At 35.2% G+C, this 23,249-nt stretch carries 26 protein-coding genes, 3 tRNA genes and 1 pseudogene; 14 read left to right on the forward strand and 16 right to left on the reverse strand.

Annotated elements, in window-relative coordinates; all coding sequences use genetic code 11:
• Positions 1 to 16: 16 nt before the first annotated feature.
• On the reverse strand, positions 17 to 295 hold the full coding sequence (locus ACE38O_RS01030) for an HU family DNA-binding protein (RefSeq protein ID WP_010963035.1): 279 nt from the start codon (positions 293 to 295) through the stop codon (positions 17 to 19).
• A 29-nt stretch (positions 296 to 324) separates the two neighbouring features.
• Positions 325 to 1,977, reverse strand: coding sequence for a 30S ribosomal protein S1 (locus tag ACE38O_RS01035; protein WP_374698771.1), 1,653 nt, complete (start codon positions 1,975 to 1,977; stop codon positions 325 to 327).
• A 147-nt stretch (positions 1,978 to 2,124) separates the two neighbouring features.
• Here ACE38O_RS01035 and trmB point away from each other — a divergent pair, with 147 nt between their 5' ends.
• Positions 2,125 to 2,790, forward strand: a complete 666-nt coding sequence (gene trmB, locus ACE38O_RS01040) for a tRNA (guanosine(46)-N7)-methyltransferase TrmB (protein WP_374698772.1) — start codon at positions 2,125 to 2,127, stop codon at positions 2,788 to 2,790.
• Between the two features lie 80 nt (positions 2,791 to 2,870).
• On the opposite strand, the gene ACE38O_RS01045 is transcribed toward trmB, so the two are convergent.
• From ACE38O_RS01045 to ACE38O_RS01080, 8 genes are all read right to left on the reverse strand, one after another.
• Entirely contained in the window at positions 2,871 to 3,635 is a 765-nt protein-coding gene (locus tag ACE38O_RS01045; RefSeq protein ID WP_374698773.1) for a putative folate metabolism gamma-glutamate ligase, read from the reverse strand.
• 1 nt (position 3,636) lies between these two features.
• Complete coding sequence (locus ACE38O_RS01050; protein WP_374698774.1) at positions 3,637 to 4,107, reverse strand: dihydrofolate reductase; 471 nt, start codon at positions 4,105 to 4,107, stop codon at positions 3,637 to 3,639.
• A complete protein-coding gene (gene folP / locus ACE38O_RS01055; protein ID WP_374698775.1) occupies positions 4,104 to 5,393 on the reverse strand; it encodes a dihydropteroate synthase in 1,290 nt (429 codons plus the stop codon). Before folP ends, ACE38O_RS01050 begins: the two co-directional genes overlap by 4 nt.
• Positions 5,390 to 5,815, reverse strand: coding sequence for a dihydroneopterin aldolase (locus ACE38O_RS01060; protein ID WP_374698776.1), 426 nt, complete (start codon positions 5,813 to 5,815; stop codon positions 5,390 to 5,392). Before ACE38O_RS01060 ends, folP begins: the two co-directional genes overlap by 4 nt.
• Complete coding sequence (locus ACE38O_RS01065) at positions 5,806 to 6,456, reverse strand: CADD family putative folate metabolism protein (RefSeq protein ID WP_374698777.1); 651 nt, start codon at positions 6,454 to 6,456, stop codon at positions 5,806 to 5,808. The genes ACE38O_RS01060 and ACE38O_RS01065 overlap by 10 nt, the downstream gene beginning before the upstream one ends.
• A 70-nt stretch (positions 6,457 to 6,526) precedes the next feature.
• Positions 6,527 to 6,603: transfer RNA gene (locus tag ACE38O_RS01070), tRNA-Ile, on the reverse strand.
• Between the two features lie 42 nt (positions 6,604 to 6,645).
• Entirely contained in the window at positions 6,646 to 6,969 is a 324-nt protein-coding gene (gene trxA / locus ACE38O_RS01075; RefSeq protein ID WP_374698778.1) for a thioredoxin, read from the reverse strand.
• Positions 6,970 to 7,082: 113 nt separating this feature from the next.
• Positions 7,083 to 7,703 (reverse strand): ribonuclease D, encoded by a 621-nt coding sequence (locus tag ACE38O_RS01080; protein ID WP_374698779.1) that lies wholly within the window; start codon positions 7,701 to 7,703, stop codon positions 7,083 to 7,085.
• A 180-nt stretch (positions 7,704 to 7,883) separates the two neighbouring features.
• Here ACE38O_RS01080 and ACE38O_RS01085 point away from each other — a divergent pair.
• Both ACE38O_RS01085 and ACE38O_RS01090 read left to right on the forward strand, forming a co-directional pair.
• Positions 7,884 to 7,956: transfer RNA gene (locus ACE38O_RS01085), tRNA-Gly, on the forward strand.
• Between the two features lie 525 nt (positions 7,957 to 8,481).
• A pseudogene (locus ACE38O_RS01090) lies at positions 8,482 to 8,595 on the forward strand (WPE palindromic element domain-containing protein); the annotation flags it as partial.
• Between the two features lie 14 nt (positions 8,596 to 8,609).
• On the opposite strand, the gene ACE38O_RS06085 reads toward ACE38O_RS01090, so the two are convergent.
• A complete protein-coding gene (locus ACE38O_RS06085) occupies positions 8,610 to 8,735 on the reverse strand; it encodes a hypothetical protein (protein WP_410542005.1) in 126 nt (41 codons plus the stop codon).
• 375 nt (positions 8,736 to 9,110) lie between these two features.
• Here ACE38O_RS06085 and era point away from each other — a divergent pair, with 375 nt between their 5' ends.
• Both era and ACE38O_RS01105 read left to right on the forward strand, forming a co-directional pair.
• Positions 9,111 to 9,995: a GTPase Era gene (gene era, locus ACE38O_RS01100; protein ID WP_374698780.1), complete on the forward strand. Its 885-nt coding sequence runs from the start codon at positions 9,111 to 9,113 to the stop codon at positions 9,993 to 9,995.
• Positions 9,988 to 10,797, forward strand: a complete 810-nt coding sequence (locus tag ACE38O_RS01105) for a 3'-5' exonuclease (protein WP_374698781.1) — start codon at positions 9,988 to 9,990, stop codon at positions 10,795 to 10,797. Before era ends, ACE38O_RS01105 begins: the two co-directional genes overlap by 8 nt.
• Before the next feature lie 44 nt (positions 10,798 to 10,841).
• Here ACE38O_RS01105 and ACE38O_RS01110 read toward each other — a convergent pair whose 3' ends face one another.
• Positions 10,842 to 12,185 carry a lipase family protein gene (locus ACE38O_RS01110; RefSeq protein ID WP_374698782.1) on the reverse strand — a complete coding sequence of 448 codons (1,344 nt, stop codon included), beginning with the start codon at positions 12,183 to 12,185 and terminating at the stop codon, positions 10,842 to 10,844.
• Between the two features lie 376 nt (positions 12,186 to 12,561).
• Between ACE38O_RS01110 and ACE38O_RS01115 the strand changes: the two genes are divergently transcribed.
• The 5 genes from ACE38O_RS01115 to ACE38O_RS01135 all read left to right on the forward strand — a co-directional run bounded on the left by ACE38O_RS01115 (position 12,562) and on the right by ACE38O_RS01135 (position 16,277).
• Positions 12,562 to 14,541 carry a porin gene (locus ACE38O_RS01115; RefSeq protein WP_374698783.1) on the forward strand — a complete coding sequence of 660 codons (1,980 nt, stop codon included), beginning with the start codon at positions 12,562 to 12,564 and terminating at the stop codon, positions 14,539 to 14,541.
• Positions 14,542 to 14,654: 113 nt separating this feature from the next.
• A complete protein-coding gene (locus ACE38O_RS01120; RefSeq protein ID WP_374698784.1) occupies positions 14,655 to 14,879 on the forward strand; it encodes a TA system antitoxin ParD family protein in 225 nt (74 codons plus the stop codon).
• Between the two features lie 32 nt (positions 14,880 to 14,911).
• Positions 14,912 to 15,154: a type II toxin-antitoxin system RelE/ParE family toxin gene (locus ACE38O_RS01125; protein WP_374698785.1), complete on the forward strand. Its 243-nt coding sequence runs from the start codon at positions 14,912 to 14,914 to the stop codon at positions 15,152 to 15,154.
• A 198-nt stretch (positions 15,155 to 15,352) separates the two neighbouring features.
• Positions 15,353 to 16,159, forward strand: a complete 807-nt coding sequence (locus ACE38O_RS01130; RefSeq protein ID WP_374698786.1) for a DUF2163 domain-containing protein — start codon at positions 15,353 to 15,355, stop codon at positions 16,157 to 16,159.
• A 31-nt stretch (positions 16,160 to 16,190) separates the two neighbouring features.
• Positions 16,191 to 16,277 (forward strand) — tRNA-Ser (locus tag ACE38O_RS01135).
• Positions 16,278 to 16,394: 117 nt separating this feature from the next.
• Here the strand turns inward: ACE38O_RS01135 and ACE38O_RS01140 are convergent.
• Complete coding sequence (locus tag ACE38O_RS01140) at positions 16,395 to 17,594, reverse strand: class I SAM-dependent methyltransferase (protein WP_374698787.1); 1,200 nt, start codon at positions 17,592 to 17,594, stop codon at positions 16,395 to 16,397.
• A gap of 101 nt (positions 17,595 to 17,695) precedes the next feature.
• Between ACE38O_RS01140 and ACE38O_RS01145 the strand changes: the two genes are divergently transcribed.
• On the forward strand, positions 17,696 to 18,067 hold the full coding sequence (locus ACE38O_RS01145; RefSeq protein WP_374698788.1) for a hypothetical protein: 372 nt from the start codon (positions 17,696 to 17,698) through the stop codon (positions 18,065 to 18,067).
• Entirely contained in the window at positions 18,068 to 18,352 is a 285-nt protein-coding gene (locus ACE38O_RS01150; protein WP_374698789.1) for a DUF2610 domain-containing protein, read from the forward strand. It abuts the gene before it with no gap.
• A 6-nt stretch (positions 18,353 to 18,358) separates the two neighbouring features.
• Here ACE38O_RS01150 and dapD read toward each other — a convergent pair whose 3' ends face one another.
• A complete protein-coding gene (gene dapD / locus ACE38O_RS01155) occupies positions 18,359 to 19,189 on the reverse strand; it encodes a 2,3,4,5-tetrahydropyridine-2,6-dicarboxylate N-succinyltransferase (protein WP_374698790.1) in 831 nt (276 codons plus the stop codon).
• A gap of 75 nt (positions 19,190 to 19,264) precedes the next feature.
• On the opposite strand from dapD, the gene ACE38O_RS01160 reads away from it, so the two are divergent.
• On the forward strand, positions 19,265 to 19,693 hold the full coding sequence (locus ACE38O_RS01160) for an MJ0042-type zinc finger domain-containing protein (protein ID WP_374698791.1): 429 nt from the start codon (positions 19,265 to 19,267) through the stop codon (positions 19,691 to 19,693).
• Positions 19,694 to 19,810: 117 nt separating this feature from the next.
• On the forward strand, positions 19,811 to 20,491 hold the full coding sequence (rpe, locus tag ACE38O_RS01165) for a ribulose-phosphate 3-epimerase (RefSeq protein WP_374698792.1): 681 nt from the start codon (positions 19,811 to 19,813) through the stop codon (positions 20,489 to 20,491).
• Positions 20,492 to 20,685: 194 nt separating this feature from the next.
• On the opposite strand, the gene pnp is transcribed toward rpe, so the two are convergent.
• Both pnp and rpsO read right to left on the reverse strand, forming a co-directional pair.
• Positions 20,686 to 22,959: a polyribonucleotide nucleotidyltransferase gene (pnp, locus tag ACE38O_RS01170; protein ID WP_374698793.1), complete on the reverse strand. Its 2,274-nt coding sequence runs from the start codon at positions 22,957 to 22,959 to the stop codon at positions 20,686 to 20,688.
• 14 nt (positions 22,960 to 22,973) lie between these two features.
• The gene (gene rpsO / locus ACE38O_RS01175) at positions 22,974 to 23,246 is read right to left on the reverse strand and encodes a 30S ribosomal protein S15 (RefSeq protein WP_006279944.1); all 273 of its coding nucleotides are present in this window, start codon (positions 23,244 to 23,246) and stop codon (positions 22,974 to 22,976) included.
• Between the last annotated feature and the right edge of the window lie 3 nt (positions 23,247 to 23,249).

The raw sequence follows: 23,249 nt of genomic DNA on the forward strand, positions 1-23,249 counted from the left end.
TTTATGGTATAAATTTTTATTCATTTATCAAATCAGATAATTTTTTACTGCTACGAAAATATGTTTTAAAGTATTGATTCTTTGTAAACTTCTGTAACATTAAATGGCTTGTTTCTTTCAAGTTATAACTTCTAACTGAAAAAGAACCAAACCCCCTAATTTCAACTCTATTATGATGCTTCAATGTGCTTGAAAGTATCCCAAAAAATCTATCAACTATAGCTGCTATAACAATCTTATCTAAAAAAGGATGTCTTTTTGCTACCCTCGCTATTATATCAGACTTTGTTGCCATTTATATGAAGCCAAAATAAGTAAACCTTATCACTTAGCAGATAATACTATGTTATATTCTTCAACACCCAATACTTCAACTTCTATTTTTTCTGATATAGAGAACTTTTTATTTTCCGGTAAATGCTCTTGATCTATTAGAAGGGTTACATCGTTCTCAACTTCAACGACTAATCCATTATCTTCTCTCTTACCTACAATAACCTGTATTTTATCGCCTACCTTAACTTTCTTTATCAGTTCTTCAAGAGGATCATACTCTATTTGTTTTATTCCAAGATAAATTCTTGCCCGATTCACGTTAGCCCTTATTACTTTTGCTTCTATTTTATCACCTACATTATACTTCTTTACCTCATCTGAGCTATTTTTAGACCAACTTAAATCTTTCACATATATTGTCCCTTCTACGTTCTCATCTATTTCAGAATCATTGAAAGCAACAGATACATATGAGCCGGTATTATTCTTCACTTCACCAGAAACAATAGAACCAGGAGGATATTTATTGATAAATACTTGCCAAGGGTTGTCTACACACCTTTTCATACTTAAACTCATCCTACTCTTAACAATGTCAATACTAAGAATTTTTATATATACTTCTTGTCCCCTTTTTACGAGACTACTAACTGGTAAATTACTCTTAACCCAAGTTATTTCTGACGAGTGCACTAAACCTTCAATTCCAGGTCTAAGCTCAACAAACAATCCATAATCTTCTATGCTTGTTACATAACCCTTATGCACACTATCAACTGGATGTTTTGACTCTGCATCTTGCCAAGGGCTATCTTCTAGCTGCTTCACACCCAAGGAAATTTTAGCATTTTCCTTATCTATTTTTATAATTTTAACTTTTATAGTCTGGCCATAAGCAAAAACTGCAGATGGATGACTCACTCTACTCCAAGAGATATCTGTAATATGTAGCAATCCATCTATAACTCCCACTACATCTGATTCATGAATACCGACAAATACACCGTAATGAGTGATGCTTTTTACTTTTCCTTCTATTATATCGCCTTCATTTAAAGATTCTAAAAATTTAATTTTTTCACCAGCGTGCAATTTTTCTAACACCAGCTTTCTTGATACTACAATATTACCTTGCTTCTTATCCATTTTAAGCACGATGAACTTTTGTTCAGTTTCAATAAGGTGCTTCGCGTCTTTTACTTGCTTCAAATCCACATGACTCAGCGGTAAAAAAGCGCTTATTCCGTCACCAAGATCAACAATAAAACCACATTTAATTGAGCGTTTAATAACTCCGCTTACTTCAGCTCTTGTAACTGTATCTTCTTCCAACTTATTCCATTTCTCGTCTCTAATTGCTTTTTCACGGCTAAGAACAACATTACCATGATAATCTTCAATTCTTTCCACATAAACTCTAATTTTCAAGCCAATAATGATCTCATCATTACAACCGAGTTCCTTGATCAGAATCCTCCCGTCAGACTTTAAACCAATATCAACCACAACGTCGTTAGGGTTTATTCTTGTAATTACACCTTCTACCACATCTCCTTCTTTAATTTTGTTAACAAAAGAATCTTCAAACAAGGCATTATCTTGATCCTCAAATTGGCCTTGACATATCTCTTCTATAAACTTGTTTGATGATAGCTTTCTGATAGTAACCGGTAGATTTACAACTGGATCATTATTATTCATGCAATGTGACCTTTAATTTAAACTTTATTAGAACTCATATATTATATAATATTAATAATTATTGACAAGTAATTTTTCGTTAATTCATTTCGAGAATTGTTTAAGCTATATAAAATATAGTGAGAAAATTATATATGTATCAAGAATATGCTATTTAAGAATAGCAAGTGGATTAGATCGTTCTCCAGAAGGTCTAGGTTAAAATCTGATGTTGATGAAATATTGGAGAAATATTCTATTCAAAATAGCAAGGAATCTATAGAGAAGATCGTAAACTCACAGAAAAGAATATGGGTAGAAATAGGCTTTGGCAACGGTGAAAATATGCTTCATCAGATGCTCAATGAAACTGATCTATTATTTATAGGATGTGAGCCCTATTTAAAGGGGGTTTCTCGCTTGCTAATAAACATAGAAGCATACAACATAAAAAATATTTTGATATGGACAGAGGATGCAAGAGAATTGATTGCCAATTTTCCTGACAACAGTGTTGAAAGATTCTTTATTCTCTTTCCAGATCCATGGCCAAAAAGAAGTCACAATAAAAGACGATTAATTAATACGGAATTTTTAAATTTATTAGCAAAAAAAATACTTATAACAGGGGAAATATTCATTTCAACCGATCATCAGGACTATGCAGAGTGGATAGCATCACATATAAAGCAGTGTAACTCTTTAATCTATAGGGAAGACGATTTCACAAGTTATACTCTTACAAAATACCACAAAAGAGCGCTCAAAGATCAGCGTAAAGTAAGGTTCTTTAAAGTAAGTGTTATTAATAATTTGCAGACTATGGATCAATAGAGTTTTTGCATATCTCTTTTACGTTAACTATAGATTAAAAATAATAAAAAAAGAGGGAGAAATAGAGTAAATTCCTTTAACTACTTCTCCTTATGAAGAAATAGCAAATTTTTTAAGTTTCTCTTTAACCAACGGGCTCCCATGAGGAGAGGAGAGTAAAGATCTTTTTTCATAGATATCTTAACACTTTTTTCTTCTTCTACAGTTGGTGGACGAGTAAGAAAGCGAACCTTTGGTGCATCACTAATTATTGCCATTGGTGTTTGCTCTGCCCCTTCTCCCATAACTAAAACAGCAGATGTTGCCAGTGCATCAAGAAGATTGACTTGTGTTACTTTAAGTGGCTCGCTATAAAGATCTGGTTTGCCTATATAAGAATAAAGTGGCTCAAATCCACACCAACCAAGAGCAATGCCTGTAACCCCACGACGCATAGGTGTTACATTACTATCTGTGATCAAAATACCAAGATGTTTTATGTAGTGTTTTGTCTTGAGATAGTTCCATATTGACAGAGCCGTTTTCTGAACATCCTTTGGGTATAAAATATACATTTCATTACCATTTGATTCATCAATACCAGCAGATGGAATTAAGATATTATCTTTAATCGTTAAACAGATACTGTGAGCCACATCAACAATTGCATCAGCTTCTCTTTTGATTAGCTCTTCTTTAGAACAAGCAGTTTTGCAAACCACTTGTTTTTGACAAATGGAAATGATTTTCGATGTAATAGCAAGAACAACTTCCTCTCTGAGCAACTCTGAAACATAGCAATCAAGAACTTGCTCTAATACTTCTCCACATTCAATGCGGTGGGTATAAATTGCTTCAATATGCATATTAACGTGTTAGCTTGCATATAGTATAGTCTTTTGTTTTGGTAAGAATAGTTTTATTCCATCTATCAAGAAGTGTTAAGTTGAAATATACATCACCTTCATAAGGTCTGTGAATTTCTGTTATGATAAACTCTGAGATTAGATCATACTTCAAAAAAAGGTGCGCTATTTGTGCTCCACCAATCATGAAGACTTTAGAACTACCTTGGATTGACAAAAACTCTTGCATAGAAGAAACAATAGTGCATTCTATGCCTTTATTAAAACAAGGACTTAATTTGTTACGAGAAAAAACAATAGGCTTTAATATGTTTTGGGGTATTATCTCAAATGTTTTTCTTCCCATCACCATAACTTGTTTGTCGGTCACCTGACGAAAATGATCTAACTCACTTGGATAATGCCAGGGCAATCTATTATTTATTCCAATTACTCCCTTGGGATCAACAGCCATAATTCCGATAATCTTCATTCCTGTTGAGCTACAAAAAATCGCATGTGATCACGCACATTATGCACTCGAAGGAAATCAACTTTGTTGTGCAATGCAGACGATAAAGCAATTGTTTCTAAATCTCGGTTAAAGACAAGTTCTGTGGAAAAAGAAGAAATAAATGACTTTCTAGAATGACCCACTAAAACTTTGCAGCCAAAACTTTGTAATGCCTCTATATTGCGTAAAATCCAGATATTCTGATATAGAGATTTTCCAAAACCAATACCAGGATCAATAATTATTGAACTTTCGTTAAAACCCAGGTTTAGTAGTCTATTAATGCTCTTCTCTGTCCAATGATTTATGGTATCGATGAGGTCAGTGTTACCTGGAATAACGTTATCCTTACGTGGTGGTATGGAGAGTGAATGCATAATAACGATACTACACCCACTACCTGCAATTGCCTTTAAGGTATTATTATCTAGAGCTCCCTTCTGATTGTTTACCCAGGCAATGTTGTAGTGTTCCAAAACATTTAAAATAACGTCTGGCCAGAAGCTATCAATGCTGACTTTAATATCACCAACTTTCATATGCTGATTGAGATTGTCAAGCACTGGTTTTAAGCGTGCATATTCTGCTTTTGGAGTTTGTATTAAGGAGCCAGGTCTTGTTGATTGAGCACCAAGATCAACTATACTTGCACCGTCTGATACTAGTTGCAGTGCTTGCTTGGTTGCTTGATCTGCATCATAATAAAGACCACCATCTGAAAATGAATCAGAAGTAATATTGACAATACCCACAAGCTCTGGCGAAAGCGTAAAACTCTTTAAAAAACAATCTTGAACATTAGGGATATCATAAGCAACGGTACCGAACGTTTTGTTGATTATTGGAGTATTATCCATAGGGTTCAGCATTGCCATCAAGTGAAGCAAGAATGGTCTGTTTATCAATTCTGGGTGAGGAATTCTAAGGTAGGGTGTATCGAGCGTTAGATCATCCCATAACAAAATATCCAAATCAATAACGCGAGGTGCCCACTTTTCATAGACCTGTGGACGGCCAATATTACACTCAATTTGTTTTAGACCTTTTAATAGCTCTTCGGGAGAAGAAGAACAACTTCCATAGACAATCATGTTGAGAAATGGCTTATCCCACTCAGGTGGAGCACCGTTTGGTAAAATGGCCTTAGTTTCTAGAATGATCGAAGACTTTAAATCTTTAAAATAGCGTTCCTTTAGTAACTGAGCAGCCCTTTGTAAATGGGAAAAGCGATTTCCTATATTTGAGCCAACAGAGATGTAAATCATTCTTGCAACGCATTACGATAAGTAAAGAAAACACCTCCATGCACACTGGGGACAGGTGGTGCAACTTTGTGAATAGTTACGCCTATAGAAGAAATAATATGCTTTTTTTGCATCACAAGGTTATTAATGGTCCTGTATATATCATGAGTTAAATGCTCGATTAAGTTGAATTGCTTGCTTTGAACGAGAGATTGAACATTTTGTACTACCTCTAGATAGCAGACTGTATCTTCAAGCCGGTCAGTTGTAAGTCCTAAAGGGGGGGATTTAAAGGTAAAATCAATATTAACACTAACTAATTGAGAATGAAACTTCTCTTCTACACTACATCCTAAATGAACCCAAAGCCGCAGGTCAGATATAAGAAGATTACATTGCATTTTAACATCACTGAGTTTAAATCTACTTACAATTAATGACATACACTAGCGTTCATCATCCCGTCAAGAAAACCCCACAAGAGTTTTGCTCCTTTTTTAGCGCCTTGCATGGCTTTCTCTTGCTCTTCTTCGCTTAAGTCTGCAATAAGATTTGCACATTCCTCAGAATGCCATTCATCAGCATGCATATGAACCGTAAAAAATTGAAGAGAACGCTCATCACTTATTGAATAGTGTTTTTTTAAACCTTCAATTTTAGACTTAGAAACCTCTGGAGTTTGACGTTCGTAAGCGTACAAGGCTCCAAGACCTGCTGCAAAACCTGATCGTACAATATCAAAGTAACCATCAACTAACTCCTGTGTCTCTTTAATCTGTGCATCTTCATGGAGATCAACGCCAAGCCCTTCAGCAAAACGTTTCCATAGCTCTGGATGATTTTCATCACCTTGTTCTTCTTCTATTAAATTACCAAGCAAAACTTGCCGCATCTTTAGGTTTGGGCACAAGAAATGTATACCGCTGATATAACGAGGAAATGCTGCAACATGATGATAATATTCTTTAGCATAGGTTTGTAAAGTTTGCAAGCTTAAGCTTCCTGTATTCCATGATTGGTAGAATGGATGATTTAGTAAGTGCAACTCATCTAACTTATTATTCAAAGATTTAGTAAATTCCATTATTTCCTCTATTATATCAACATATAATTCATATACTATAGTTTTCTCATTGTTACGATCATGCTAACAATGGTGGGATTGGCAGGACTCGAACCTACGACCAATTCGTTATGAGCGAACTGCTCTAACCGACTGAGCTACAATCCCTTTTATCAATATTTATAATATACACAAAAGCAAATTTGTCTATCAGCTTATTTCACTATCAACCCAACTTGGCAAATCATTTGTTGCACCAATTTTGCGTGCAATTTCCTTACCATCTTGAAATATGATCAAAGTAGGTATAGATTGAACCCCATACTTACTTGGCACTTCAGTTCCTTCATCTATGTTGAATTTGCAGATCTTAATCTTGCCTTTTCTGTCTTTAGCCAATTGTTCGATACGTGGCATTAGACTTTTACATGGCCCACACCATTCTGCCCAAAAGTCTATCAGAACAAACCCTTTATAGTCAGTGACTTCAGATTTGAAATTTTGATCATTTACCGGTGTAATATCATCACTCATAAAATACCTAAATTTTTGTAAGTATAGCGCATCAATTAGCAGTTAATCAACTAAATTCTTCTGAAAAATTGCCCTAAAGTGTTTTGCACAAACAAAAAACTTCTCACAAATGATTATATTTGATGATTAAAGATATCCACGTTTTCCCAACCCATTAAGTCTAACTCAATACGAGTCGGAAGAAATTCAAAGCACTTTTGGGCCAATTCTTTTCTATTTTCACGTTCCAACATTAAATCTAGCTTTTCCTTTATCTTATGGAGATACAAAACATCAGATGCAGCATAATTTTTTTGTTTGTCTGTCAAATTTTCATTTCCCCAATCAGAAGATTGCTGCTGCTTATTTAGTTTTGTATCAAGCAGCTCTAAGCACAACTCTTTTAAGCTGTGATTATCTGTGTAAGTGCGAACTAACCGTGAAGCTATTTTCGTGCAATAGCACGGAAGTGCCCAAGTTTCCAAGTAATAACGTATTATGCTTACATCAAATCGTGCAAAGTGAAATATTTTAGTTATATTTTTATCCTCTAATATTTTTCTCAAATTTGGCGCTGTGTAATCGTTCTTGAGTTGAACTAAGTGAGCGTTGCCATCATTAAAAGAGAGCTGCACAAGGCATAATCTATCTCTGCTATGAAGTAGCCCCATTGCCTCTGTATCAATAGCTATAGACCTTACATCATCTGGTATTGAACTAGCTGGCAAGTCGTCTTTATATAAAAATATTCCCATAAAATTAATACATTTTTTGGCACAATTAAAAACCTATGATAATCAAAAATGAGCCTTAAGTATACGAAAAGATCATAGAAGGAACCACGCAAATTTATGGGCTCTCACATTTTTCGTGTACACGGGGTTTACAAATCGCTGTATATGCCTATAATTAAGTAAATTTAGGTTAATTTAATTGCGGGAGTAGCTCAGTTGGTAGAGCGCAACCTTGCCAAGGTTGAGGTCGAGGGTTCGAACCCCTTCTCCCGCTCTTTACTTTCAAAATCATTTCGTCAAAAATCACTTGACATCCTCCGCCAGTTCTCTTATCATGATGGTGAAGGTATTCAGTTATCTTCATCTGTGCAGATTAAACAGCAAGAAAACAACTTAGTTGGCGTCTTATTTTTAATTTTTTGCACTATGTGCACTCTATGTCTTCACAACATTTCTAGGTTTTTGCCTATATAAGCTGAAACGCGCTTATAAGTCGTTTAAGACAGTATAGTACGCCAATTTGCAGGATTAGAGGGTGAACACTAATTACCACGGGGTTTCTTTTGCCTTTTTTTCTGCTTAGTAAATTTCTTAACGTTTACAATTTAGGTTAGTTGCATTTAAAAGCGGCTGAATCGTAGCGTTTAGAATAAAAAACGCCAATATTTTGAAGTACATATAAATAACTAGTTAACCATGGGGCTTCTTTTGCCTTTTTTCTTTATTTGGTAAATTTCTTAATGTTTGTAGCTAACATAAACAAACATTGCAGTTTGAGAGTAACCTCCACTAGTAGGGTGTCATCCCAGTGCCCAGACACTGGGATCCAGAAAATTCAACCGCAAATGAGCACATTAGGCAGTTGTATAATAAAGGCTGGATCCCAGTGTCAAGCACTGGGATGACATCGTCATAAAGGAACCAGCGTCAGCTACTTGGATGACACCCTATGGTTATTGAGACTGCGTTTATATACTCTACCTTGTCATGCAAGTAGCTGACACTGGAATCCAGCCTTTCCGCAATCCCATCAAAAACATTATGTTTTAACATAACACTTCTATGCTCACCAACTTAGTAAAATTCCTGGATCCCAGTGTCTGGGCACTGGGATGACATCATAGGGGCGCTGGGATGACACCCTGACAATCGTCATCCCGCTACGTGTTAGCGGGATCTATGCTAAGAGATACCGCGGCGGTATGACGTAGGATTGCTGTCATCCCGCTGCTTGTTAGCGGGATCTATGTGAGATACCGTGAATAAATCACGGTATGAAGGTTCACGGCGGTATGACGTAGGATTGCTGTCATTCCGCTACGTGTTAGCGGGATCTAGAGATACCGTGACGGTATGACGTAGGGGTTGCCAAGAACTTGTCATTCCAGTGCTTGACACTGTCATCCAGTTTTCTTTATAATTTCCTTTGTGAAAGAACAAGAGTGCTTATTTGTAACCATAGCTGGCTTGCCAAATGCTGGGAAGTCTACATTAATTAATAGCATCATAGGCAAGAAAATTGCAATTGTTACCCCTAAAGTGCAAACAACAAGGACGCAGATAAGGGGTATTGCAATATGCAACAATACACAAATTGTCTTTACTGACTCCCCAGGAATTTTCTCAGCAGAAACAAAACTTGAAAAAGCTTTAGTCAAATCTGCATGGTCAGCAATCAAGGGTGATGACATCACTTTGTTACTTGTTGATGTAAGCAATTATTTGAAAAATATAGAAAGAATTAAGACTATATTTGCACGACTGCAGCGCACAAAAGGCAGATGTATTTTGATTATTAATAAGACTGATTTAGTAAAAAGGCCAGAACTCAAGATGGCTCATGAGCATCTGAATTTGCTTTATAAATTTGAAAAGGTGTTTACGATATCAGCATTAAAGAATGATGGACTTTCTGATTTGATGAATTACTTGTCTGAAGTTGCACCGGTGAGCCCTTGGTTTTATGAAGAAGATCAAATAACCGATTCCTCGACAAATTTTTTATCAGCAGAAATTACGAGAGAAAAATTATTCTTGAACTTGCGTGAAGAATTGCCATACTCTACAGCTGTTATAACTGAACAATTTGAGGAAAAAAAAGATAAGAGTTTAGTCATAAAACAGATCATATTCGTGTTGAAAGATAGTCATAAAAAAATAGTGCTAGGGAAAGATGGCAGTAATATTAAAAAAATTAATATCGAAGCACGTGCTGAACTAGAAAAATTATTTGAGTGCAAGGTTCACCTCTTTTTGTTCGTAAAAGTGCGACCTTGGATCGACCGTCCGGAGGAGTATATAGGCAATGCTTAATTCTTTGTTAGTATTTGATATTGAAACTATACCGGATATAAATTCCTGCAAGAATTTGCTGGATATTGATGACAATAGCAGTGTGGAAGAGAAAAGGGATGCATTAACAAAATACCACCTGGAAATAACAAACGGGCAGAACTCTTTTCTGCGTCAGCCCTTCCACCAAATTATAGTTATCAGTTTTTTACTTTGCAATATAAGCCACCAGAGCGGTTACGAGGTGTTCACACTGCAAGAAATTAGATCTGGAGGCACACCAAATTCCAGCGAAAAGGAGCTAGTGAAAGGATTTTTTAACTACATATCAGAGAAAAAGCCAAGATTAGTTTCGTTCAACGGACGCACTTTTGATATACCAGTACTGAAGTATCGTGCTATGGTCCATGGCATTCAAGCAGAATATTTTCATAAAGCTGGCGATAAGTGGAATAGTTACAATCAGAGATATAGTAGTGATTGGCATTGTGACTTACTTGAAACCCTCTCTGATTTTGGAGCCTCTGCAAGAGTAAAAATGAACGAAGTTTGTGCAGCATTTAATCTTCCTGGTAAGATTGGAGTTGATGGGTCACAAGTTATGGGCTTATACGATAGCGGCAAAATACAAGAGATTCGAGATTATTGCGAAACGGATGTAATTAATACTTATTTGATTTACTTAAGGTTCATGCATCATCAGGGAAGGATTACTACTGAAAGCTACAATAAAAGTGTAGAAGAGCTGCTTTTAGAGTGCGAAAAAAAAGAACATCTAAAAAAATTTAAAGAGGAATGGTTGTGGTGGAAACTTTTATATTGAATTTAAATGATAATGGAGCAATATTGACTGCTCCATAACAATAGTTATAAGCCCCTTGCACGTACCTCTCTTTGCATAACTTGTACCTGCTCAATCTGAAAAGAATTTTCAAATTTATCTTCTGATTGTTCAACCTGAGAAGAATTTTTTAATTTATTATCTTGATATTCCTTTTTTACTTCCTCAAAAAAATTTGTTCCACCGAGAATATAACTTCCTAATTTTGCAGCATAATGTTGAGCATTACCTAAAACTGCAGAGTTAATTTGACTTAATGCCCTAACGGGATAGTAAAAGAGAGATACGTTATTATTTGACTTGAAATCACTTTCATCCATTACTTTAACAGCTTCATGATAACCATCTATTTTATGAAAAGAATATCCTTCCGGTGCTGATATTCTTAATTGTGCACCTACATGAGCATAACCAAAAAGACCAGGTGATACTGCTGGCACTGGATCTTGTCTATGTTGAGTTACTCTAATGGTTTTTTCTTGAAGAACGTCATTATAAAATTTACTAGCAGTAAGGTCAAAAACTCTTGGATCACCAAAAGTTGCAACATGAATATCTTCAGCTCTTTCTGTTTTATTAAGACATAAAGCAGCTATCTTAGCAATCGCCCCTCCCATGCTGTGACCTGTAAGATTAATTCTAAAATCTTTGATTTCTGATCCTTGTTTCTCAGCGTGAGATTTTAAAATGCCATAAAGATTAGGCCATGAAACCGTAAATGAGTTATAAAAACCACGATGAATTCTTCCACCTTTAGATAAAAGTTCCGAGGTAGTAAAAGATGCATTTAGATCAGTGATTAGATCATTTAAGCCCCATAAACCATGTTTTAAGCGAGTACCATGGTAAGCTATTGTTATTTCTTTACCTTTTATGAAAACATGACCAGCATCTTTTTCAAAGCTATTACCAAATGGAATGATTTCATAACCTTCTTTAGTAAGTTCAGCTCTAGTTTTATACATTTTTTCAGGTGATGGAATAATTTCATAACCTTCCGTAGTAACTTCAAATCCAGTTTTGTATACTTCTTCAGCTAAGGTGTTGCATCTTTTTTCACTTAACTTATTGTCGTCATCACCATAGCTTATTTTAGAGAAATTACTCATTTCTAATAATTTCTCTTTATTAAACCCTGCAATTTCTGCAATACTTTCATCTATTTGGTAATCAGAAGGTAAAGAATGTAGTTCATTTGGATCAGCAGAATTTATAAATTCATAATCTTCAATGATCTCAAATGCATCGTCTTTTTCTATGTTGTCCCCTATTAAAGAAGAGTTTGATTGTTCAGCATTGTCTAACTTTGAGCTTACATCACCTACACTAGTATTTATAGTAAACCAATTGCGTAAAAAACTAAAATCCATAACTACCTCAATCTATTATCAGCTAAACAATTTATTTAACTATAATGTAGATTGATATTATTGTCAATAGTATTTTTCATAGTTTATTTTTTTAACATAGCTATAGTTTCTTTTCCTTTCAATTACTATTGTTAGAATAAAAAAAATTTACTTCCATAGAATAAATAGTAGAGTTATAATGCACTAGCAGGCAAAAAATATTAACCTCTGTGCTAAATTTTAGTTAATATACACGTTAGGCATATTAAAAAAGTTGTCTTTAAGGTGTTGCATTTTACTTTTGTTTTTGCTATAAGGTTGCTTTAAGTTGAATTTTCAACATTTTTATATATTTACATTTAAGACAATGATTTCGAAATTTTTTGGGGGCACTTCTATGAAAAAATCTATGTATACTAGAACTGCTCTAGTTTCTTTATTAACTTTATGTTCTTTCGGCAGCTTTGCAGCTGACTTTTCTGATGAGAGTATGAAGGAAATAAAAAAGCAAGAGAGCATAAAAACTTCTGGAAAAATGGAAGTTATGAAAACATCAAATAAAAAACTAAAAGAAAAGATGGACAGAATATGTAATGCTGATCCAAGAAAAAAAGCTGAAGAGCTTAAGAAAAAAGAGGAGCTGAAATTAGCAGCCGAGCAGAAGAAAAAAGAGGAGATCAGGCTAGCAAATGAGAAAAAAGCAAAGCTTATAGAGGATTCAAAAGCGAAAGCTCTAAATGCTAAGAATTCCAATATAGAAAAAGGTAAAGTTTCAAAAACTAAGGCTTCTAAAACTAAGAATGCTAAAATTAAAGCTAAAGATGTAAAAGTTGTTAACAAAAATACAGAGGAAAAAGGTAAGGCAAGTCCTGTTGTTTCAGTTGGTGGAGTTGATATTATCGACACTAACCAAGGAAAAGATGGTTTAAGAATAACTTTTGGCGGTGTTGTTGACTCTCAAGGTTATGGTAAGCCTGGAATCATTGGTGATGAGCGTTATAACATTATGCCAGGGAAATCTACAGATTATTTTAACAATGTTCCAAATAACATAAAGAGAGAAAATCCAGTATTTCCTGAAGGAATAGGAAATATTGGTGATTACAGCGAAAGCATGGGCATGATTTCGGATGCAATATTGCACTTAAGAGCTGAAAACAAAAATGAAGATTTAGGACTTCTTTATGGTGCTGATGTGCAATTTCATGTCCCAGTTACTGAAGGTAAGGGAGCATCACAAGGTGTGAATGCTGCAAGGAGCAGAAGTGCACATGTGTTTTTGAATTCAAAATATGGTGACGTGAAGCTTGGTTACCAATTTGGTCCTGAGGCTCTGATGAGACTTGATGCAACAAGAATTGCAACTGTCGATGGTGCTGCAGATAGCGACTGGTTCAGAAAAGTGAATTTGGAAGGAAGTGATGCAAATTTTCCATTTTACGTAACACCACGTCTTTACACTGAAAGCTTCTCGAGCGAGAGTGAAAAACTCTCCTTCCGTATGGCAGGGAAATACAACAAAGATATTATGACTACACTGCCGTTTAAAGTTGCTTACTACTCACCAAATTATATGGGTGCAAGGTTTGGTGTTAGCTATTCACCTCGCTATGATAGTGGTTTATCCGTTGTAAAAGAAATAGCTCCAAATCTTCTCAAAGATTTAAGTGATAAGGTAACGGAGGTAAAACATGAGGAGACGCTAAGACATGTTGGGCCAGACTATGAGCACATAGTAAGCGCTGGTGCATCATATGAATATGACTTTAGTAAACATAACATAAAAGTTAAAACTTCTGTGGTTGGTGAGTATGGTCAAGCAAAAGAACCAAATAAAGGTAAGCATCTTTATAAGGAGTTTGTAGAGTACAATGATCTTATGGGCATTAATTTGGGTGTAAGCGCTGATTATAAGGTCAATGAAGATCAAGGCGTAAAATTTGCTGCCTCTTTTGCATATTTGGGCAAATCTGGTCAACCGAAGGATATTAAAACGTTGATAAAAGGTACTGGTGGTAACCCTGATAAATATGAGTCGCTTCTTGATACTGACGAAAGAATTAAAGGACTGCAAGCTCAATTTGGTAAAGATAGTATAGATACCATGTATTGGACTGTAGGTGCTGGCTATCAATATGAGAATGTCTATACAAGCTTGACATACTTTGGCAGTAGAATGAATGATGGAGATATGCTTCACGATGGTGCACTTGGTGTTCAGTATGATCTGTCTCCTACTTGCAGTAAGAGCAAATTTGTTCCTTATGCAGCTCTCCATTATTTTATGACTAACGAAAAAGGTGCACTGAAAGAGAATCAGGTTATACCTTCTAACCAAGGAGTTCTTCTGCTCACTGGTGTGAAGTTTTCTTTCTAACCAACCAGTACACACCACAATTTAATGTGGTGTGTATTTTTAGATGAAAATTATTTACATTGAAAAATTTTTCAATATATGGTATAATAGCTTAAAGTAAAAATAAAAATATCATGGATATAACAGTGAATTTTGATGGAGAATTTGAAAAAGTAGTACAATCTCGTTCCATGTTACAAAATCGTTCTATGCCGCAGCAAATTGAGCATTGGGCTAAAGTTGGTCAAATTGTTGAGGATAACCCTGAGCTCAGCTATAACATCATTAAAGAAATTCTATCAGGCATTGAGGATGCTAAATCAGGTAATGTTGAAGAGTATAAACCTATAAAACTTTGAAAATTCTTCTTACCAATACTTTTAAGCGGTCAATGAAGAAGCTACATAATAATCAGCTATCTAGACTTGAAGAAGTTATCAAGCAAATTCAAAATAATCCACATGTCGGGGAGCTAAAGTTAGGCGACCTTGCAGGTGTTCGTGTGTATAAATTTTCCATTTTTAATCAACTTACTTTATTGGCTTATTTTTATAATGAGCAAAATAACGAATTAACACTTCTTGCCCTTGCTCCGCATGAGAATTTTTATAGGGATTTGAAGAAGCGAGTATAGACGAGATTTATTAGCGATTATTGTAGCTATAGCTAAAGTGACTTAGGTTTACCGATAATTTGAAAAACAAAAATTCGTCATTCCGCTACTTGTTAGCGGCTGAGATACCGCGAATGAATCGCGGTATGACGTAGGAAAACCTTTCTTGGATTAGCTATACTGCTTATTTTTCTCTACCATTACTTATAGGAGGCAATTATGCAAACCATATTAAAAAATCACTTAGCTGGAGAATTACTTACTATCGCTACGTGCTGGAAATTAAAGCTCGCAGGTGGAGAAGTAATGGGATTCACTGACTATGATGAAGATTTAAATATTAATAATATACTCTATAAATCTTCAAGTGGATTTACAGCCAGTAGTATAATATTAAACAGCGATTTAAAAACTGATAATCTAGAAATTGAAGGGATATTAAATAGTGTTGATATTAAAGAAAAAGATGTTTTATCAGGAAAGTACGACTTTGCAAATATTGAAATATTTCTTGTGAATTATAAAGACTTGACCCAGGGAACAATGAATCTACATTCAGGAACTTTTGGTAAAGTGACATTAAGTAGTGGAAGATTTATTGTTGAAATTAGAGGGCTTGCGACAAAGCTTGAGAGAAGCATAGCAGAATTATACTCTCCTGCATGCAGAGCACAATTTTGCGATGATAAATGTAAAGCCGATACTAAAAAATTTAGTAAAATAAGTACAATCACTAAAGTAATAGATGAAAGAAGATTTGAAGACACGAATTTAACTGAGAGTGATGAATATTATAAGCACGGAGTAGTGAAATTCTTTGGCTCAACAGCGTTTGAAGGTATAGTAAAAGAATATAAAAATAGAGTAGTTACATTGTTTACTTCGCCTTCATACCAAATTTTTGCTGGAGATAAATATTCAATACTCGCAGGTTGCGATAAAACATTTCCAACTTGCAGAAGCAAATTTAACAATACTGTGAATTTTCGTGGTGAACCCTATATACCTGGTTTTTATATTGTTTAGCAGTACAATTTTCAATATTATGAATATGCATGGAAAGGTGGCTGAGTGGTCTAAAGCACACGCTTGGAAAGCGTGCACATATGAAAATATGTCGGGGGTTCGAATCCCCCCTTTTCCGCATATTACTTCTAGAATAGTATAAAACCCGCTATGTCAGCCTCCTTTTACCCCACTTAGGTATGTACCAATATACCTAATTTTGTTACAACATTCCCAATAACATAAATTATTTTAGCTATGCTATCAATAGCATTGCTTTAAAAAGAGTGCCCATATTTTCAGTCAACCTTAAGAATTCACTAAAGATCCTATTCTTTTGTTCATCACTTGCGCTTTTCATTAAAGCCTGGGTTCTTTCTTTTATGCCAAAAAGATATAAAAATTCTCTTTGGGTTAAAATCTCGCAATCTACGTGTTTTAATGAATCTTTTAATGCTTGAAAGTTCACAAGTGCAGTAATATCACTATTACCAACATTCTCAAGAAAATTAGCATACTTATGTTGTTTTATCGATTGCAAAGTGCTCTTATATGCGGGGTATACATAACCGTAATCTATAATCAAAGCAGCTCCTTTATTATTAACTATCTTCTTCTCAAGTTTTTTCAGTATTTCAATTCCAGTTGAACATACTTCCACTACAGCGCCATTAAAACTCTCTGTCATTCCAGCGCGTGGCGCTGGAATCCAGGAATTCTGATTGTAAGTAAGTACACTGAGTTGATAAGCATAAAAGTAAGCTGGCTTTACTTGAAATAAACATTTTTGATAAGACTGCATGGAAAGCTGGATCCCAGTGTCTGGGCACTGGGATGACACCCTCCTTTTTTCTGGATCCAAGTAGTTAGCTACTTGGATGACATCATTCTGTTTTCCTGTCATGCACTGGGATGACACCCCATCATCTTGTTTTGTTACCCTATTTTCATACCACCCCTCATCACGATATACAAACTGATCTATCGGAAGAGCGTCAAAGAACTCATTTGCTAAAAAAATGGTTGGTTGTTCTGGTAGGTTGTCAATATCTTTGTGCCAATTAACACCTAAGCCTTTTAATTTTTCCTTTTGTATCTTCCGTAAAGTAGGGCTTATTTCAACTAAGTGGATCAACATTGAATTAAAAAAGCTGCTGTATTTTTTAGTGACTCTTATTATATCGTGAATGAGTGTTCCTTTGCCTGGCCCAAGTTCAACTAGAGAAAATTTTGATGGCTTTCCTAATTTTTCCCATGTATGCATTATCCAAACTGCAATTACTTCACCAAATAATTGGCTGATCTCAGGTGCAGTAGTAAAATCACCATCCTTACCAAGTGGTAATCTACTCGTATAATAGCCGTATTTTTCATGGTACAAAACGGCATTCATGAAATCACTGATGGATATTGATCCTTGACTTTTGTCAATTAATTCGTGTATATAAGTGAGCATGTTATTAATAAATGTTTAACTATAGCGTACCATAATATAAAATAGTAGAGTATTTATATATATAGTATAAACTTAAGTTTGTGAGTAATAGTGCTTCAGCTATGGACGACAAAAACACCGATTATGTTGCCCTTATACCTCAAGATGATAGTATTGAATACAAATTTGAAGAAGCTGTCAATTTTATAGAAAACAAGGTTATAAATGCTGATGGACTAACTTTAGCGGAAGTGTTTCAAGTGCTAGTTCAAATGCTAGATGGTGATCTAGAATTGGTAAAAAAAGTGCTAGCATATGCTAATATTATGGCAAAGCATGGAATGAAGGTAGCAAAAGAGTCGCAATTAAGCAGAGCTGATGTTCGCCGAGCTTTAGAAGGCAAAGAAAGTGTTATCAATAGGCAAGATTTTATAAAGAAACCACCTCTTCCACCTGCTATAAAATCAACCAAAAAGAAAAGTAGAGGTCTTTAGATGGCTGAATCTATAAAAAAATTTACTGTACAATGTGACTTCAACGGGCAAAGTTCACCTTTTGCAATATACATAGGAAATCCAAAAGGTGATGCTCATCCAATTCATCATCAAGATTCCTGGCTTGTAAAAGAACGTGGAGGGAATATCCCTAATAAAGTAAAAGAAAGTCTGCAGAAATTATATAAATTATCTCAAGAAAATGGAGTCTCTTTCTCAGAGTTATGTGCGTATGCCATTACTGTGGTTAGTAATAATGATAAACAAAGTGACGACAAGCAGTGAGATAGTTTAATCTCTCAATATTTCATTTATAGAGGTTTTCAACCTTGTCTTTTCATCCACTTTTTTTACTATGACTGCACAATAGGTTGAAATGTTATTTTTAGATGGAATAGACCCTGGTACTACTACAGAATAAGGCGGCACTTCGCCATAAAATACCTTGCTAGTTTCTCTATCGATAATCTTTGTTGATGCTCCAATAAACACACCCATGCCAAGGACTGATCCTTCTCTCACTACCACACCCTCGGCTACCTCGCTACGTGCTCCAATAAAGCAATTATCTTCTATAATGACAGGTGAAGCTTGAATAGGCTCAAGGACTCCACCTATTCCCACTCCACCGGAAATATGGCAGTTTTTTCCTATTTGCGCACAGCTACCAATCGTTGACCAGGTATCTATCATTGTTCCTGAATCAACATATGCACCAACGTTGATAAAACTTGGCATTAGAACAACATTTTTACCTATATAAGCAGATCGGCGGACAAAACACCCAGGAACTGCTCTAATTTTTAACTGGCAAAATTTCTCCTCATTCCATTCACTAAATTTGTTACCGATCTTGTCAAACCAGCAATTGGTATTGTCTATTATTTTGTTTTCTTCAGTGAAAAAATGTAATAATATTGCCTGCTTTATCCACTTATGTACTACCCATTCTCCACTTGATAGCTTTTCTGCTACTCTAATTTTGCCACTATCAAGGAGCTCAACTACCTCTTTAATTGCTATTCTTGCTGTTTCCTTTAGGTTACAGTCGTTAAATTTCTCTCTATTTTTCCAAATATTTTCTATCTCACTCTGTATTTTTTTTAGTTGCAAACTTTCCATTTATTATATATATGTTGATATTAAATTTATAGCTTTGTATCGTTTAAGCTTGTTACTATTTTATACGTAAGTGCTATGAAAATACAATGTAATAGTTGTACTAAAACTTACTTAGCATCTTCTGAGCAAATTGGTGCATTTGGAAGAAAGGTAAAGTGTACAAACTGCAATCACACATGGCATGAATATCTAAAAGAAACGTCAAGCAAATTGCACTCTGCTGACATGCAAGAAAAAAAAGTTAGCGGAAGGAATTTTTTACAAAATCTAGCATTTACCACTCTAGCTTTTGCAACAGCTACAGGGTTATGCGTCGTAATTGCTAATGGCATCTTTCCTAGAGAGATGAACAAAGCATACAAAACGATCAGTTCATATAAGGATTCAATAAGCTATAAATTAGGGTACAAAAAAGAACAAACAGAAAATCCAAATGTAAAAAAACTTGTTGTAAATAAGTTTTATCAAGACTACCTTTTTTTATCTAATTTAAGATCTAGTTAAATAGGCATAAACCATCGCCGATATCGGTATCCAGTTCCTATAGCTACTCAGATGATGCAAATAGTATTAGGGTGACAGAGTTTTAAAAATAAGTTATTTTTTAGTAAAAAACAGCTCATGAGTATTAAAATTGCACCTTCTATACTTTCAGCAGACTTTGCAAAATTAGGAGAAGAAGTAAGAAAAATTAGCGATTTAGGTGCAGATTACATACACATAGACGTTATGGATGGGAATTTTGTTCCAAATATTACAATTGGTCCTAGCGTTGTCTCTGCAATACGTAAATATAGCAATCTTCCTTTTGATGTGCATTTAATGGTCAAATCTCCTGGTAACCATATTGAAAGCTTTATAAATGCTGGTGCTGATATTATCACTGTACATGCAGAAGCAGAGATACACCTTGAGAGGTTGATAAGAAAGATAAAGTCATACAAAAATGTAAACGACGCAAAAAAAACGATTCAAGCTGGAGTCTCAATTGTTCCTTCAACTTCCCCAAGTGTGCTTGAATACATAATACATGAGCTAGATATTGTGCTGATTATGACAGTCAACCCTGGCTTTGGAGGGCAGGAATTTATTCATTCACAGTTGAACAAGGTATCTACTATAAAAAAAATGATACAGGAGCGTAATCTTAAAACACAAATTTCAGTAGATGGTGGAATTAACTTTTCTAACGCAGCTGATATAATAAAAGCAGGTGCTGATATTTTAGTTGCGGGATCGGCGATATTCAAGGCTGAAAATATTAAGAAGGCCGTAAATGATCTTAAAAATCCATCGTGGTAATCCTATATAACTAGTGCAGCCCTACGTCATACCGCCACGGTATCTCAGCCGCTAACACGTAGCGGAATGTTGGCAAACCTAAGATCTTTAGCTAGTTAACACAAATTATTTCTATTATCTACCAATTTGAAAAAGCCTCTGGTCCAAGTAGTCAAGCTACTTGGATGACAAGAGGTAACGCAAGAAGTTTACTCTTAATAAAAGCCTGATGATGAATCATTATTACCAAATTTCGGCCTATTTCTGTTGCTGAAACCAGAACGAGGACGAGAAGGCTTCTTATGGTAACTTCCTCCAGGTTTTCTATTAAATGAATTATTGTAATAATTATCCCTGTCATTTGGACCATCTTTCCTTTCCTCGTTGTAAAGCTCACCTTCAAAAAACTCTCCCGTCTCTTGATCAACTCGACGTCTTGACAACTTTGGACATCCACCTTTTTCGAAGTCAATTACTAGTGCTTTGAAAGTATCATCTTGTTTAAGTATGCTCTCTATAGAATCTATGTGTTCATTAGCTACTTCACTTATGTGCATTTTTCCTTTTCTGCCATTAAGAAATTCAAGCTCTACAATAGACTTCTCTATTTTTACAACTTTGACACCAACTATAGAACCTTGTTCTAGTTCTGTTATTGAATCAATCATCATACTCTTTGCAATTTCAGCTTCAGTGCCACTCGTGGCAAAAACAGAAACTTTACCATCATCTCCTATTTCAATTTTTGCATTACTTCTTTCACACACACTGCGTATATTTTTTCCTTTAGCACCAATAGCTGCAGAAATTTTGTCTTTATCTATGTAAAATGATAACATCCTTGGTGCATGATCTTTGACGTCATCACTGTGTTCTGAAATCACTGCATTCATTTTTTCTAAAATATGTAATCTTCCAGCTTTTGCCTGTTCTAAAGATTTTTCAACAATTTCAAAGCTTATACCAGAAATTTTCATGTCCATTTGCAGTGCCGTAATTCCTTCACTAGTTCCTGCTACTTTAAAGTCCATATCACCAAGATAATCTTCATCACCCAATATATCGGAAAGTATTACATACTCGTCTTTATCTTTAATAAGGCCCATAGCAATTCCAGCAACAGGGGCCTTTATTGGTATACCCGTATCCATTAAAGCAAGAGAAGTCCCGCAAACTGTTGCCATAGAAGAAGAACCATCAGATTCCATAATTTCAGATACTACTCTTATTGTATAAGGGAATTCAGATTTATCAGGTAAAACAGGGTGAATTGCTTTCCAAGCAAGTTTACCATGACCGATTTCTCTCCTTCCTGGTGCACGTATAGCAGAAGCCTCTCCAACAGCAAATGGAGGGAAATTATAATGCAGCATGAAATGCTCACGTCTATCTCCTTCAATATCATCCACAATTTGCTCATCTTGAGTAGTACCAAGAGCAGTAACAACCAATGCCTGAGTGTTGCCTCTTGTAAACAGCGCAGAACCGTGAGTTCTGGACAGAATATCAACTTCAACTTCTATCTGGCGTATCTCATCATGCTTACGACCGTCTATCCTTACACTTTTCTTCCTAATTATTTCACGTACTAAAGATCTTTCAAAGTTTTTTACTGCATACGCAATTAACTTTTCGTCTTTTCCAGTTTCTTTAAGAGTATTCAATATATTCTCTCTGATCGCTTCTAGAGCTTGAACTCGTTCTTGTTTTACTGTTTGCGAATATGCTTTTTCAAAATCTTTACTGTGCTTTTCAAGATCTTGCATTATATCTGATACGTCGATAGGAGCAAAGCTCTCAGGTTTATTGCCAATTGTATCAGCAAACTCCTTTATGAGCTTAATGACAGGCTTAAGGTGTTCATGGCCAAATTTTATTGCATTAAAAACATTTTCTTCAGAGAGCTCTTTCACTTCTGACTCAACCATTAAAATCGAATTTTCATCACCAGACAAAAACAGATCCAAGCTGCTTGCTTTTATCTCTTGAACAGAAGGATTGAGTATATAGTTATTATTTTCATCACAACCAACTATCACTCCAGCTATAGTAAAGTGAAAAGGAACACCAGAAATTGCAAGAGCTGCAACAACACCAATCAATGCTGGCACTTCAGGAGGATTGACTGTATCATAAGTTAATAGATTACACACCACACTAATTTCATCATGAAATCCTTCTGGAAAGAGTGGCCTTACACTCCTATCTATTACTCTTGAGATTAAAGTTTCTCTATCAGATGGCTTGCCTTCTCTTTTAAAAAAACCACCAGGGATCTTACCCATGGCATAGCTTTTTGCGATAAACTGCACATTTAAAGGTAGGAAATCAACGCTTTCTTCCTTCTTTTTACGCACAACAGTTACTAAAACAGAAGTATCACCGTAATTTACAACTACTGAACCATGAGCTTGGCGTGCTATTTTTCCTGTTTCTAAAGATAAGGCACGACCACCCCACTCTATAGATTTTTTTATAATTTTAAACATACTAAATTCCTCGATTATTTTCTAATGCCTAACTTCTCTATTAATTCCTGGTAGGCTTCATTACCAAATTTACGCTTTATATAATTTAAGTGCTTGCGTCTCCTACCGATCAATATAAGTAAACCACGCTTAGAGTGATGGTCATGCTTGTGCACTTTAAAATGCTCAGTTAAATTACTGATCCTCTCGGTCAAAATTGCACATTGTACAAAAGATGAACCTGTATCATCTTCTTTAATTGCATATATATTTATCAAACTCTTTTTCTTTTCGGATGTTATCGACATCTA

This window comes from Wolbachia endosymbiont (group B) of Limnophora tigrina, assembly GCF_964263235.1.
Taxonomy (GTDB): domain Bacteria; phylum Pseudomonadota; class Alphaproteobacteria; order Rickettsiales; family Anaplasmataceae; genus Wolbachia.

What these genes read in the sequence shown, in the direction of transcription:
- ACE38O_RS01140 (WP_374698787.1), bottom strand. Translation starts at nt 17,594, where the DNA reads ATGCTCACTTATATACACGAATTAATTGACAAAAGTCAAGGATCAATA.
- ACE38O_RS01120 (WP_374698784.1), top strand. Translation starts at nt 14,655, where the DNA reads ATGGATATAACAGTGAATTTTGATGGAGAATTTGAAAAAGTAGTACAA.
- ACE38O_RS01125 (WP_374698785.1), top strand. Translation starts at nt 14,912, where the DNA reads ATGAAGAAGCTACATAATAATCAGCTATCTAGACTTGAAGAAGTTATC.
- ACE38O_RS01105 (WP_374698781.1), top strand. Translation starts at nt 9,988, where the DNA reads ATGCTTAATTCTTTGTTAGTATTTGATATTGAAACTATACCGGATATA.
- trmB (WP_374698772.1), top strand. Translation starts at nt 2,125, where the DNA reads ATGCTATTTAAGAATAGCAAGTGGATTAGATCGTTCTCCAGAAGGTCT.
- ACE38O_RS01060 (WP_374698776.1), bottom strand. Translation starts at nt 5,815, where the DNA reads ATGTCATTAATTGTAAGTAGATTTAAACTCAGTGATGTTAAAATGCAA.
- pnp (WP_374698793.1), bottom strand. Translation starts at nt 22,959, where the DNA reads ATGTTTAAAATTATAAAAAAATCTATAGAGTGGGGTGGTCGTGCCTTA.
- ACE38O_RS01110 (WP_374698782.1), bottom strand. Translation starts at nt 12,185, where the DNA reads ATGGATTTTAGTTTTTTACGCAATTGGTTTACTATAAATACTAGTGTA.
- ACE38O_RS06085 (WP_410542005.1), bottom strand. Translation starts at nt 8,735, where the DNA reads ATGTTAAAACATAATGTTTTTGATGGGATTGCGGAAAGGCTGGATTCC.
- ACE38O_RS01030 (WP_010963035.1), bottom strand. Translation starts at nt 295, where the DNA reads ATGGCAACAAAGTCTGATATAATAGCGAGGGTAGCAAAAAGACATCCT.
- ACE38O_RS01150 (WP_374698789.1), top strand. Translation starts at nt 18,068, where the DNA reads ATGGCTGAATCTATAAAAAAATTTACTGTACAATGTGACTTCAACGGG.
- ACE38O_RS01145 (WP_374698788.1), top strand. Translation starts at nt 17,696, where the DNA reads ATGGACGACAAAAACACCGATTATGTTGCCCTTATACCTCAAGATGAT.
- ACE38O_RS01045 (WP_374698773.1), bottom strand. Translation starts at nt 3,635, where the DNA reads ATGCATATTGAAGCAATTTATACCCACCGCATTGAATGTGGAGAAGTA.
- ACE38O_RS01065 (WP_374698777.1), bottom strand. Translation starts at nt 6,456, where the DNA reads ATGGAATTTACTAAATCTTTGAATAATAAGTTAGATGAGTTGCACTTA.
- dapD (WP_374698790.1), bottom strand. Translation starts at nt 19,189, where the DNA reads ATGGAAAGTTTGCAACTAAAAAAAATACAGAGTGAGATAGAAAATATT.
- ACE38O_RS01160 (WP_374698791.1), top strand. Translation starts at nt 19,265, where the DNA reads ATGAAAATACAATGTAATAGTTGTACTAAAACTTACTTAGCATCTTCT.
- trxA (WP_374698778.1), bottom strand. Translation starts at nt 6,969, where the DNA reads ATGAGTGATGATATTACACCGGTAAATGATCAAAATTTCAAATCTGAA.
- ACE38O_RS01130 (WP_374698786.1), top strand. Translation starts at nt 15,353, where the DNA reads ATGCAAACCATATTAAAAAATCACTTAGCTGGAGAATTACTTACTATC.
- rpe (WP_374698792.1), top strand. Translation starts at nt 19,811, where the DNA reads ATGAGTATTAAAATTGCACCTTCTATACTTTCAGCAGACTTTGCAAAA.
- rpsO (WP_006279944.1), bottom strand. Translation starts at nt 23,246, where the DNA reads ATGTCGATAACATCCGAAAAGAAAAAGAGTTTGATAAATATATATGCA.
- ACE38O_RS01080 (WP_374698779.1), bottom strand. Translation starts at nt 7,703, where the DNA reads ATGGGAATATTTTTATATAAAGACGACTTGCCAGCTAGTTCAATACCA.
- ACE38O_RS01115 (WP_374698783.1), top strand. Translation starts at nt 12,562, where the DNA reads ATGAAAAAATCTATGTATACTAGAACTGCTCTAGTTTCTTTATTAACT.
- folP (WP_374698775.1), bottom strand. Translation starts at nt 5,393, where the DNA reads ATGATTTACATCTCTGTTGGCTCAAATATAGGAAATCGCTTTTCCCAT.
- ACE38O_RS01050 (WP_374698774.1), bottom strand. Translation starts at nt 4,107, where the DNA reads ATGAAGATTATCGGAATTATGGCTGTTGATCCCAAGGGAGTAATTGGA.
- ACE38O_RS01035 (WP_374698771.1), bottom strand. Translation starts at nt 1,977, where the DNA reads ATGAATAATAATGATCCAGTTGTAAATCTACCGGTTACTATCAGAAAG.